Genomic DNA, 12261 nt, shown 5'->3' on the forward strand with positions numbered 1-12261 from the left:
AAACTATCCATGTTCAGCCGGGAAGGCAAGTGCACGGAGTGCTCCGCGCCCAGGCCCGGCCAGCATGGGTTTAGACTTCCTTGTAATCGGCGTCCACGACATCGTCATCAGCGTCTGCGGCACCGGCAGCACCGGCTGCGCCAGCCGCGCCAGCAGCACCAGCACCGTCGGCACCAGCCTGCTCATTCTGCTGCTGATACAGCTGCTCGGCAAGCTTGTGCGAAGCCTGGGACATTTCCTGGGTTGCGGCCTCGATAGCTTCTACATCGTCGCCTTCCATGGCCGTTTTCAGGAGCTCGGACTTGGCTTCGATGTTGGCCTTCAGTTCGGGGTCGACCTTGTCGCCCAGATCACGCAGAGACTTTTCGCTGGTGTAGAGCAGCGTATCGGCCTGGTTGCGGACCTCGATGAGCTTCTGCTTGGCCTTGTCTTCCTCGGCGTGGGATTCGGCTTCCTTGACCAGACGCTCGATCTCTTCCTCGGCAAGGCCTGAGGATGCAGTGATCTGGATGGACTGTTCTTTGCCGGTTCCCATGTCCTTGGCAGAGACATTGACGATGCCGTTGGCATCGATGTCAAAGGTGACTTCAACCTGCGGGATGCCACGGGGCGCCGGAGGCAGTCCGGTCAGTTCAAAGCGACCGAGGGTCATATTGTCAGAAGCCATGGGGCGTTCACCCTGAAGAACGTGGATGGACACGCTGGGCTGGTTGTCAGCAGCAGTGGTGAACACCTGGCTCTTCTTGGTAGGGATGGTGGTGTTGCGCTCGATGAGCTTGGTGAACACGCTGCCCATGGTCTCGATGCCCAGGGACAGGGGGGTGACGTCCAGCAGCAGCACGTCCGTGACGTCTCCTGCCAGGATGCCGCCCTGAATGGCCGCGCCCATGGCGACGACTTCGTCAGGGTTCACGCTGCGGTTGGGCTCCTTGCCAAACAGTTCCTGTACCTTCTGCTGAACCAAGGGCATACGGGTCATGCCGCCAACGAGGATGACCTCGTCGATGTCCGAAGCAGACAGGCCGGCGTCGGCCAGAGCCTTCTTGCAGGGAGCCACAGTGCGCTGCACCAGCTCTTCCACCAGCTTCTCCAGCTTGGCGCGAGTCAGTTTGACCAGCAGGTGCTTGGGACCGGTCTGGTCAGCGGTGATGAACGGCAGGTTGATCTCGGTCTCCAGAGAGGAGGAGAGCTCTTGCTTGGCCTTTTCGCCGGCCTCTTTGAGGCGCTGCAGGGCCATGCGGTCGGCGGCAAGGTCGATGCCGTTTTCGCGCTTGAATTCCTCGACGAGGTAGTCAATGACACGGTGGTCGAAATCTTCGCCGCCCAGGAAGGTGTCGCCGTTGGTGGCACGCACTTCAACGACATTGTCGCCGACTTCCAGAATCGAAATATCAAAGGTACCGCCGCCCAGGTCGAATACGGCGATTTTTTCGTTGGCTTTCTTGTCGAAACCATAGGCCAGGGAAGCGGCAGTGGGCTCGTTGATGATACGCTTCACATCCAGGCCAGCGACGCGACCGGCGTCCTTGGTGGCCTGGCGCTGGGAGTCGTTGAAGTATGCGGGCACGGTGATGACAGCTTCAGTGACCTTCTCGCCCAGGTAGGCTTCGGCGTCGGACTTCAGCTTCTGAAGGATCATGGCCGAGACTTCAGCAGGGCTGTACTTCTTGCCATCCACTTCGACGGCTGCATCCTTATTGGAATTGGCCACGATGCTGTAAGGACAGCTCTTGCTCCATTTGGAAATGTCGGTCTCAGCGAACTGGCGCCCCATGAGGCGCTTGATGGCGAAGACGGTCTTGTCGGGGTTGGTGACGGCCTGGCGCTTGGCCATTTCGCCTACAAGACGTTCTTTATCTGTAAAAGCCACGATGGACGGGGTGGTACGACCGCCTTCGGGGTTGGTTACGCATTTGGGCTCTTTGCCTTCCATGACGTAGACACAAGAGTTTGTGGTCCCGAGGTCAATACCGATGATCTTGCCCATAACTATTTCCTCCAAATGTGATGCTGAAATTGTCTGATTCTTAACGGAAAGCGCGGCCAGAAGCCGCGTGAAGTATGCGTTAGGACAGAATTAAGACTGAAAGAACGGCTGTAAAGGGGGCCAGTGAAAAAATCTTCACAACTTTCCATTATTCATTTCAAACAAGGCCTGGCGACGATTCTGAAACAGTCCCGGGCATGGGGAAGCCAATAGGCTGGCGAAGCGATGGTAAGCGGCGTTTGCGAGCTATTGCAAATAGGATTGGATAAGGGTTTCAATGTGTTCGGGTGGGATGGAATCGAGTCCCGTCTGCATCCTGTTTATCAGGGACTGTGGAGTCTGCAGGCTGGTCGCCGCATAGAGGCCGCAGTCATAGAGCGGAAGGACTTCTTCCAGTTCAGAGAAGTTGAATCCATTGGCGCGGGCCAGTTGTGCCATGGCCGGGGCATTGCCTGAGATGAGGTCCACACGCTCCCAGAAGAGTTTTTTGATGCCCAAATCGTTGGAGGCGGCAACCTCCAGATTCTCACCAGCAAGGAATCCCTGGCCCTGAAGGAACAACTGGGTCGAGCCGTTTTTCATGACGGCAATGGTGTACTGCTTGGCTTCCTCAAGGGAAGAGATGTTGATGTTCGTGCGTCGTTTGAGTTTGTAGAGGTTGACGGACAGGCTGGGGATGAGCGGTCCAACCCATTGGAAATGTGGTTCCCTGGCAGGGGATCTGAGAATGGAGAAGATGAAGACTCCAGAGTCGTTTTGAGCCATATCGTATGCTCGAGCCCAAGGCAGAATCTGGAAATCAGGCTCAAGTCCTGATTGGCTGAGAGCCAGACGCAAGATGTCCGTGGACAGGCCGGTGAGCTCGCCTTTGTCATTTGAATAATTGAACGGGGGCCATTGTTCAGTGACAACGGTAACATCCGCAGCCTGGGAACAGGTGCCAAATAGAACCAGGGCAAGCAGAATACTGAGAAGTAACCGCATATGATTATTCCTGGTAGAAATGAGCGACACGAAACCATAGCTCGTTATGGCGAGTTATGTAAATGGGTTATCTAAAGGACCAGGGAGTATGGCAAAAAAAAGGCGCGCCAGAGGCGCGCCAGGAAATCAATGTGTCTGTCCGGTTACTCCGGCTTTTTGGAAACCATGGTCTTTGCCGGACGCAGGAGCCTGCCGTTGAGCAGGTATCCGCGCTGCACGACTTGGGTCACCAGCCCTTCATCAATGTCGTCCCGTTCGTCTTGGCCCATGGCCTCGTGGCGTTCGGGGGTGAATTCCTCTCCTACTTCACCCACGGGCACCAAACCATTGTTGGCGAGCATGTCCAGAAATGCCTTGCGGGTCATGTCCACACCCATGACGAAGTTCTTGCAGGCTTCTGCCTCGGGGGTGTGCATCAGTGCCAGATCGAGATTGTCGACCACGGGCAGCAGATCTGCCAAGACTTTCTCGGTAGCGTATTTGCGGAAGTCGTTCTTTTCCTTTTCCATGCGCTTGCGAGCGTTATCCAGTTCGGCCAGGGAACGCAGGCGTACGTCTTCGGCTTCTGCTCCTACCGGGCACTGTGGACAGATACGGTCGCGGCACAGAGCCTGAAGCTCGTCTTCGGTGAGTTCAATTTCGGTGGGGGCGTCGGCGGACACGGTTTCAGCCTCAGCTTCCACGGCCTCAGCAGCCTTGGCGGCGGCTTTATTCTTTTCATCAGTCATGTATTTCTCCGTGAAGAATATCAGTATCGGTTGCGGATGAGTTCTGTCAGGACTTGGGCGGTGAAGTCAACCGCCGGGACGACTTTGGCGTAATCCATGCGCAGAGGACCGATGACACCCACCACTCCGCGTGGGCCACCATCTCCGCCATAGGGCGACGAAATCACACTGTATTCGCTGGGGGAATGTACCCCGCCAGTTTCATTTGAAAAGGTGATTTTCATTTCACCGGCTTCGATGGTTCGGTCCAGCAGCTCCAGGAGTCGGGAGCGTTCATCAAACAGGTCAAGAAGTTCGCGTACGGTTCCGGCTTCCGTGAATTCGGGGTGATCCAGAAGGTGTCCGGCCCCTCCCACGAATAAGTCACGTTCGTCACCGCTATCCATGGTGGCACTGGCCAGGGTCAAGGCATGGCGATAGAGACGATCCAGACGTTTGCCTGCGCCATCCAGCTCGCGCAGGATCTGGGCCCGTGCACCGGACAGGGTCTGGCCTACAAAATGGTGGTTCAGATAGTTGCCAAACCGGATCAGATCGTCGCGGGAGAAATCTTCAGCTACAGGCAGCATGCGGTTTTGAACCACACCGCCGTCCAGGACCAGCACGGCCATGATCAGTCCCGTGCGGACGGAGACGAAATCAATGCTTCGCCAGCGCACGTCGTGCCCGCTGGGGGCCAGGGTCATGGCCACCTGCTTGGCACAGGATGACAAGGCCTGGGAGGCCTGGCGCAGCATGTCCGGCAGTTCCATTCCCGTTTCATCCAGGCTTTTGCGGATGGTCTGGCGGGCTTCATCGGAAAGATCGCCGGGGGCAAGTACGGTGGCCAGATAATGGCGGAAGGCCCGTGGTGTGGGCACTCGTCCCGCTGAGGTGTGCGGCTGTTCCAGGTATCCCTTGTCTGTCAGGTCGGCCATGGTATTGCGCATGCTGGCCGGGGACAGAGCCAAGGCGCTTTCGCGCGCAACAATGCGTGAGCCCACAGGATGGGCATTGAGGATGTACTGCTCGATGATGGTCGTGAGTACTTTCTTTTCTCTGGATGTCAGCTGCATGGTGTCCCCGTCCGGGAGTTTCCGGCCTAGCTTTGGTGAGTAATCACGGGGAATGAGGGTGTCAATGACCCGTTGGCGTCGAACGTGCCCGGATGGCGAGGTCTTAGTCTTCCTGAGTGGTCTCGCGGTAGACGTAGTCACGAACGGCTTGGACCCAGGAACGTGGCGTGACACCAGTGGTTTCCGTGAATTTTTCGGTATCCAGGACGGAAAATCCCGGACGCTTGGCCTTTTGGGGATATTCCGAGGAAGCAATGGCCGTGACTTCACAGGAGACACCTGCCGAGCGGAGGGCCTCGCTGGCTAGTTCGCACCAACTGGCGCGGCCAGCATTGGCCACGTGATACAGGCCCTTGGCGTCGGCACGGATAAGGTCCAGGCTGTATTTGGCAAGGTCCGGAGTGTAGGTGGGGGACCCAACCTGATCGTGAACCACGCTGACACAGTTGTTGCGGCGACAGAGATCGAGCATAGTGCGTACGAAATTCTTTTTGCCCGGACCGAAGAGCCAGGCTGTGCGGATAATGAGCAGATCGGGCAGATCCAGAGCTAGCAACGCACGTTCGCCTTCAAACTTGGTGCGACCATAGACGCATTCGGGTGTGGGTTTTTCTTCTTCCTTGCGTGGGGTCTCGGCTTTGCCACCGAAAACGAAATCCGTGGAATAGTGCACCAGCTTGAATGAGCGATCACTGGCCAGACGCCCGAGTATTTCGGGTAGTACGGCATTGACACGCCGCGCCTGGTCGGATTCGTCCTCGGCCAGATCCACCTGGGTGTAGGCCCAGGTGTTGAAGACGACATCCGGAGCATGACGATCGAGCAATTCGCCCAATGCAGCAGGATTCCAGGCGTCATCACTGGGGCGTGGGGTGGTGATCACTTCCCATCCCGCGTCTTCAAACGTCGCCGCCAGAGACATGCCCAACAGGCCTGTCTCGCCACCCAGAATCAGGGCCTTGGTACCACTCATTTTCGATCTCCGTACCAATTGTCCATGAACTTGCGGTATTCACCGCTTTCAATGCTGGCGATCCAGTCGTGGTGATGTTGATACCAGGCCAGGGTTTCGGTCAGCCCGGTTTCAAAATCATATTGCGGGGCAAAGCCCAGCTCACGGGCTGCAAGATCGTAATCCATGGCGTAGCGCCTGTCGTGTCCCGGGCGGTCGGTGACAAAGGTCACCAGGTCTTCGGGTTTGCCCAAGGTCCGCAGGATAGCTTGTACCACATCCATATTGGTTTTTTCCGCATTGCCACCGAAGTTGTATACCGCGCCGGGGCGGCCTTTGAGCAGTGCCAGTTCCACGCCCAGACAATGATCGGTCACGAAGATCCAGTCCCGGACGTTCATGCCGTCGCCGTATACGGGCAGAGGCTTGTCCGCGCTGGCGAGCTTGAACATCAGCGGGATCAGTTTTTCCGGGAATTGCCACGGGCCGTAATTGTTGGAACAGCGGGTGATGACTGCCGGGTAACCAAAAGTCTTGAAATAGGAACGAACGATAAGGTCCGCAGAGGCCTTGGATGCCGAGTAGGGGCTATTGGGGGCCAGAGGATTGTTTTCCGTAAACGCCGGGTCTTCCATGGAGAGTGATCCGTAGACCTCATCCGTGGAGACGTGCACATAGCGTTGGATGTCGGCTTTCATGGCTGCGTGAAGCAGGGTCTGTGCGCCATTGACGTTGGTCGTGATGAATGGTGCAGGGTCCGAGATGGAGCGGTCCACATGGGACTCGGCTGCGAAGTTGACCACAGCCTCGATGGAATGCTCCTTCAGGATGCTCGCCATGGCGTCGGCGTCGGCGATATCGGCGCGGACGAAGCTGTATCGGCCGTCGTTCTTCTCTTCCAGGGGCGCGAGGTTGGCCCGGTTGCCCGCGTAGGTCAGCTTGTCCAGGTTGACGATGGACAGGTCCTGATGCTTGGCAAGCATATGATAGATGAAATTGGTGCCGATGAATCCGCACCCGCCCGTAACGAGCAGTTTCATGGTGAGTCCTTTCAGTCTGTAGCGGTTGGATTTTGGGCCTTTTGACGTGCCCGCCGCGTCTTGCCACGTTAGCGCATATTTGGCCCGAGTCAAAGCCCGGGACAGATGATGAAAAAAGTCAGGCGAATTGAAGAAAAGGCTTGATTCCCGCCCGGAAGCTGGCTATTTAACTCCTCCCGCAACACGGAAGCGATGCCGCAAGGCCTTCCTTTAGGGCGTTGCATCCGGGCGGGAAGATGTGCTAAGTCACATTATTAGTGGGCGATTAACTCAGTTGGTTAGAGTGCCATCTTCACACGGTGGAAGTCACAGGTTCAAATCCCGTATCGCCCACCACTGAATTCAAAAGCCGGTCCGAAAGGGCCGGCTTTTTTCGTTGTGGTTTCATGATGCTGAGCAATGTGTTTTCGCCTGTCCGCGGCTTCTCCATGGATGTGGTTAGACCTGTTTCGGGGATTGCGGTCCGCGGAGGTCACAACGCGCTGCGGGAACCGGCAGGAGAGGTGGTTGGGCAATGCTGTGTGCTGCCAGTGCTTGTTGTGGGGCGCAAATGGCCTGTTCAGCCCGATACGCGGACAAGGGCTGGGCGAAGTAGAACCCCTGGCCGAATTCACAACGCAGTTTTGCCAGGGTGGCCTGATGCCATTCGCTTTCAACACCCTCAGCCACAACATCCAATCCCAAGCTATGCGCTAATTGGATGATGATCTTTACAATCTCAACATTTTCCTGGGATGTTTTCATGTTGCGGATGAAGCTGAAATCGATCTTCAGGCTTTCAATGGGGAATTGCTGCAGGTAGCTCATGGATGAATATCCTGTGCCGAAGTCATCAATACTGAAGGTGATGCCCAGCTTGCGCAGGCGGTTGAGCTTTTCAATGGAGCTTTTCGCATCCTGCATGATCATCGTCTCGGTGATTTCCAGCTTCAGATTTCGGGCTGGCATTCCCGTCTTTTTCAGGACGCCTTTGATGCAGTCCACCAGGTCTGATTGCGAGAACTGTTTGCCTGAAATGTTAACTGACATGGTGAGATTTCGGGCTGCAGGATGAGTCTTTTGCCAGGCCACCATGGTGCGGCAAGCCTCTTCCAATACCCAGTGTCCCAGATCGATGATCAGTCCACTTTCTTCGGCCATGGGGATGAACTCTGCTGGCCCCACCAACCCTCTGTCCGGATGCTTCCAGCGAACCAGAGCCTCAAAACCCGTAAGTCGTGAGTCGTGCAGGGTTACAATTGGCTGAAATTCCAGGAAGTATTCTTCCCTGAAGATCGCACGACGCATATCGTTTTCCAGGGACATGCGGCGTATGGTCCGTTCGAACATCTTGGGCGTAAAGACCTTGAATCTGTTGCGGCCCTTGTTTTTTGCATGGTGCATGGCGATGTTTGAATTGCGCATCAGGTCTTCGGGGTGTTCGCAGGTGCAGGGGCTGAGCACGATGCCCAGGCTGGCTGTGACCGTGACTTCGCGAGTGGAAAGCCTGAAAGGTTCGCGCATGATGTCGCGTACACGCTTGACGATTTGTATGGCCTGACGTGGGGATTCCAGGTCTTCCAGCAGCAACATGAATTCGTCGCCACCGATTCGAGCGGCAGTATCCACACCCCGGATGCAGCGAAGCAGGCGTTGGGCAACTTCGCTGAGTACAATGTCGCCAGTGGCATGGCCCAGACAGTCGTTAATGACTTTGAACCTGTCCAGATCGATGAAAATGACTGCGTAGTGGTAATTTTCATTGCGTTTTGCGCGCTGGATCGAGTGGGCAATGCGATTCAAGCACAGGGTTCGGTTGGCTAACCCGGTCAGGGGATCGTGCAGGGATTCGGCTTCGTGGCGCATTTCGCGTATTTTGCGGTCGGTGATGTCTTGCAGACTGCAACGAATCCCCAGGTCCTGCCCATCCTTGTCACGTATGGTGCAGTTGGTCTGGCAGACCCACCGCATGTGCCCGTCGGGTCGAAAGATTCTGAAGTCCACCGCATGGCAACCTGTGGGCGTATGCTTGTTGTATTGTCTCCAATTGGTGATATCGTCGCAGTGGATACACATCTCGAAAGCTTCCGGGGCATTGAGAAATTGTTGAGGAGTCATGCCCGAGATGGTTTCACATGCCGGATTGACATAGAGCACCTTGCCCAGATGATCTTTCCAATACACCCAGTCCAGATTGTGCTCCGCCACAATGTGCCTGAGATCCTCGGATTCCTGCGCGGCCTGTTCTGCCTTGGTGCGTTCGGTTATTTCGGATGCCAATTGCCTGTTGGCACGTAGCAGTCCCACCGTGGTCAGGCATTTGGAGACTGCCCCGGCAACAAGGCCGGACATGATTTCCAGCAACATATCGAATGTGGCTTCGTCGATCTTCAGTGTCCGTGGCGAGGCCAGTATGAATCCGGTATGTCTGCGCCCGTCGTCACTGCAGACATTGAGCGGTGCCCCCCGGATGCGGCCGCCGTCGGTGTGGGTAGTGGGAACGGCGGCGACCGCTTGGACAATGGACTCGACGTCCAGGTCCACCCGGGAGTGGGCACGTAATCGGTTCGAGAGGTGTTCCGCTATATCGCCGTCGACTGATGGATCGGCTAGGGGAGCGGGGTCGAACCGTTTAACGTAGGTCTTGGAAAGGCATTCCTTGTCATCGAAATGCATCAGCACCAGGTCACAATCAAGAACGCTTCCCACGATGTCGCAGGAGGTTTCAAATAGATCGTCCAGGCTCATCAGGGGCAGGCTGGCGAAGGTGTCGCTGCAATACCCCAGTCTTGAAAGGACCGATGCCAGGTATGACGTGTCAGTTGGCATGCGCAATCTCCGCTTCACGGCGAAGGAGCGCCGCGGCATCTGACCGACTCAGGCTCAGTCCGTAAACATGAAGCGAGGTGGACAGCACCAAGCAAGGCACCCCCGCAATATTTTCTTCTGTGGCAACTCTGCGACCCTCGTCACTATCAATCTGTAATATGCGCAGTCTGCACCCCGCCATATGCGCTGCTTCTTTCCAGAAAGCACCGGCAGCTTTGGAGAGCGGGCACCAATCCGCAGTGATCAGCGTAGGGAAAATCCTTGATGCCGCCTCCGGGTATAACTGGGGGATGACGCATTCTCCATCAATGAAACGAAGCAATTCATCCATGGATGGGACGGGGCGGAAACCTTCCGCCGTGGCATAAGCCCTTCAATAGAAACTGGCTGGTCCCCGTCGCTCCGCCTGATATTCCTTCTTGTTTGCGAGGATGGTGGGGGAGCCATACAATCCCATTTTCTTAGCCAAGTGAGGCGATGGCACGATATCCAGGCTGAGCGTGAATCGGGATGGCCCTTCTGCGATCAGGTTCTTCATGGTGTCGTGAAGCTTCAATGCGGGAAGGCAGCCCTTGAAAGCTATGATTTTGATGTTGCGCATGATGTTCGACTGTCCGTTTTTATGAATTCCATTGACGTCGGGGCTCTTCACTTCGACACAGATAATGGACACAATTCACAACGCTTTTTGTCATTACCCAATCGCACGCGATGGCGCGCTCAGCCTTCTTGTTGGTTTGTCATGCCCGTCATGCCTGTCAGGCGCATTGCTCCATGGCTGTTATTGTTCTTTCCAGAGCATCACGCAGGTCTTGGATCTTGAATGGTTTGGCAACATACTCGTTCATGCCTGCCTGGAGCATCATCTCTTCGTCCCCGGGCATGGCGTAGGCTGTGAGAGCGACAATGGGGATATCTTTCTTGTCGTCTCCTGCCCGGCGAGCTCGTATGGCCTTTGTTGCTTCCAGGCCATCCATGATGGGCATTTGTACGTCCATCACCACGACGTCAAAATTATCCTGATGCAGAACATCCAGCACCGCTTGGCCGTCGGCCACGGAGGTGACCGAGCATCCTGCTTTTTCAAGCTGTCGTTGCACTGCCATGCTGCTGATCCAGTCATCATCGGCTAGGAGGACTTTCAGGGGCATGGAAGGAAGCCTCTTTGTGTTTGGAAGTGCTTGTAGTGTTCTGTGGACTGGCTTGATCAGCTCGAAAGTGATGCAGAAGTGGACGGTTGTTCCTCTGCCTACCTCACTGGCGACGGAAATATTTCCCCCCATGAGAGAAATCAGGCGTTTGCAGATTGGCAGGCCCAAACCAGCTCCCTGATGCACACGAGTGTATCCTTCGGTGGCATGAGTGAAGGGTTCAAAAAGCATGGAGAGCTTGTCGTCCGGGATACCTGCGCCAGTGTCCGCTACGGAGAAGAGGATTCGGTAGTGCTCGGGATTGGCGGTCTTCAACGGATAGGCTTCGATGGTGATACTGCCTTTATCGGTGAATTTGAGCGCGTTGCCGACCAGGTTGTTGAGCACCTGCTGCAAACGGAGTGTGTCTCCGAGGATTTCTTTCGGAATTGTCGGGTCAAAGTGAGAGTGGAGCTCGATGCCTGACTTCTTTGCTGTGGGTTGAAAGAGTTCAACCAGATGCTGGAGTGTTTCGGCCAGGTTGAAAACCTTGGTTTCAATCCCTAGTTTGCCCGCTTCTGCCCTGGAGAGCTCAAGGATATCTGCAACAAGGTTCGTCAGGCGTTTGCAGGAGATGATGCCCCGTTGAGCATAGTCCATTTGTTCCTCGTCTAGATCGGTAGTCATCATGAGTTGGAGCATGCCCATGATGCCATTGAGTGGTGTGCGTATTTCGTGATTCATGTTGGCTAAAAATTCAGATTTGGTGCGATTGATGATCTCCGCAACGAGTTTATCCTGTTCTGATTCTTGCTTGTCTTGGTGAACCGTTTCGTTTCGATTGTCTTTGTTCAGTGACTTCTCATTTTGAATATCAAGCTTTTTTTCCAGCACGGAGATGCGTTCCAGAGCTTCTTCCAGATTGGGCGTGAGTTGTGCTTTTGAGAATCGGCTGTCTTTCATTCTGATGGTCATCTGATACCTCAGGGGGATGATGAATTGTATTAATGTGAGAAAGGTATATGCAGTGACTTGTCTCTTTATGCTGAGGTTGAACTTGTATTAGTTAAGTAATTTAATACTTTTGTGCGTCAGTGGTTTGTGACTTGTTTTTATGGCTATGATTTTTGTTTGTGTATTTAATTTGAGCTTGTTTTCAGTGCAGTCTCTATGACTTGTAATAAAATTGAAATATCAACAGGCTTTCGAAGAAGGTGCACACCGTGGTTATGAATCAACTCCGCATCTTTTTCATAAGAACGATTGTTTGTGATGATGATAATCGGCTTGTTGTTTGTCGATTCTCTGATTGATAACAGAAGATCCAGCCCTTTTGGAGAAAACTCCATATAATCCAGTATAATAAAGTCGTAATCTTCGGAGTGCTGGAGTAACGCTCCGGGGAGCGCTGTTTTGAGAAGCCGCATGTCACACTTCATATGGCACATGGCGAGAATATCCCCCAAGGCCTGAAGTGTGGGCTCGTCATCGCCAACCAACATGGTTCGTACTGCTTTTGCGCACATGCTCTCCTAGAACAAATTGCATGCCAGTGAAGGGCAAGTGCGGATATCTTT

General features: G+C 54.9%; 11 protein-coding genes and 1 tRNA gene. 1 reads left to right on the plus strand and 11 read right to left on the minus strand.

All coding sequences use genetic code 11. From position 1 onward, the window contains the following. Positions 1 to 70: 70 nt before the first annotated feature. From dnaK to rfbB, 6 genes are all read right to left on the minus strand, one after another. Positions 71 to 1987, minus strand: a complete 1917-nt coding sequence (dnaK, locus tag EL361_RS02195) for a molecular chaperone DnaK (RefSeq protein WP_126376122.1) — start codon at positions 1985 to 1987, stop codon at positions 71 to 73. Positions 1988 to 2233: 246 nt separating this feature from the next. Then, positions 2234 to 2971, minus strand: a complete 738-nt coding sequence (locus EL361_RS02200; RefSeq protein WP_126376124.1) for a substrate-binding periplasmic protein — start codon at positions 2969 to 2971, stop codon at positions 2234 to 2236. A 143-nt stretch (positions 2972 to 3114) separates the two neighbouring features. Beyond that, complete coding sequence (locus tag EL361_RS02205; protein WP_126376126.1) at positions 3115 to 3699, minus strand: nucleotide exchange factor GrpE; 585 nt, start codon at positions 3697 to 3699, stop codon at positions 3115 to 3117. Between the two features lie 20 nt (positions 3700 to 3719). Beyond that, positions 3720 to 4754, minus strand: a complete 1035-nt coding sequence (gene hrcA / locus EL361_RS02210) for a heat-inducible transcriptional repressor HrcA (protein WP_126376128.1) — start codon at positions 4752 to 4754, stop codon at positions 3720 to 3722. Positions 4755 to 4857: 103 nt separating this feature from the next. Continuing rightward, positions 4858 to 5727, minus strand: a complete 870-nt coding sequence (gene rfbD / locus EL361_RS02215; protein ID WP_126376130.1) for a dTDP-4-dehydrorhamnose reductase — start codon at positions 5725 to 5727, stop codon at positions 4858 to 4860. Next, a complete protein-coding gene (gene rfbB, locus EL361_RS02220) occupies positions 5724 to 6746 on the minus strand; it encodes a dTDP-glucose 4,6-dehydratase (RefSeq protein WP_126376132.1) in 1023 nt (340 codons plus the stop codon). Before rfbB ends, rfbD begins: the two co-directional genes overlap by 4 nt. A 259-nt stretch (positions 6747 to 7005) precedes the next feature. Between rfbB and EL361_RS02225 the strand changes: the two genes are divergently transcribed. After that, a tRNA-Val gene (locus tag EL361_RS02225) sits at positions 7006 to 7082 on the plus strand. Positions 7083 to 7184: 102 nt separating this feature from the next. On the opposite strand, the gene EL361_RS02230 is transcribed toward EL361_RS02225, so the two are convergent. The 5 genes from EL361_RS02230 to EL361_RS02250 all read right to left on the minus strand — a co-directional run bounded on the left by EL361_RS02230 (position 7185) and on the right by EL361_RS02250 (position 12210). Beyond that, positions 7185 to 9554 (minus strand): putative bifunctional diguanylate cyclase/phosphodiesterase, encoded by a 2370-nt coding sequence (locus EL361_RS02230; protein ID WP_172961590.1) that lies wholly within the window; start codon positions 9552 to 9554, stop codon positions 7185 to 7187. Then, positions 9544 to 9885 carry a thioredoxin family protein gene (locus EL361_RS17365; RefSeq protein ID WP_126376136.1) on the minus strand — a complete coding sequence of 114 codons (342 nt, stop codon included), beginning with the start codon at positions 9883 to 9885 and terminating at the stop codon, positions 9544 to 9546. The genes EL361_RS02230 and EL361_RS17365 overlap by 11 nt, the downstream gene beginning before the upstream one ends. Positions 9886 to 9927: 42 nt before the next feature. After that, positions 9928 to 10155 carry a hypothetical protein gene (locus tag EL361_RS02240; RefSeq protein ID WP_126376139.1) on the minus strand — a complete coding sequence of 76 codons (228 nt, stop codon included), beginning with the start codon at positions 10153 to 10155 and terminating at the stop codon, positions 9928 to 9930. A gap of 157 nt (positions 10156 to 10312) precedes the next feature. Then, positions 10313 to 11659, minus strand: coding sequence for an ATP-binding protein (locus EL361_RS02245; RefSeq protein ID WP_126376141.1), 1347 nt, complete (start codon positions 11657 to 11659; stop codon positions 10313 to 10315). A 164-nt stretch (positions 11660 to 11823) separates the two neighbouring features. Continuing rightward, the gene (locus tag EL361_RS02250; RefSeq protein WP_126376144.1) at positions 11824 to 12210 is read right to left on the minus strand and encodes a response regulator; all 387 of its coding nucleotides are present in this window, start codon (positions 12208 to 12210) and stop codon (positions 11824 to 11826) included. Positions 12211 to 12261: the final 51 nt, after the last annotated feature.

The organism is Desulfovibrio ferrophilus (assembly GCF_003966735.1).
Taxonomy (GTDB): domain Bacteria; phylum Desulfobacterota; class Desulfovibrionia; order Desulfovibrionales; family Desulfovibrionaceae; genus Desulfovibrio_Q; species Desulfovibrio_Q ferrophilus.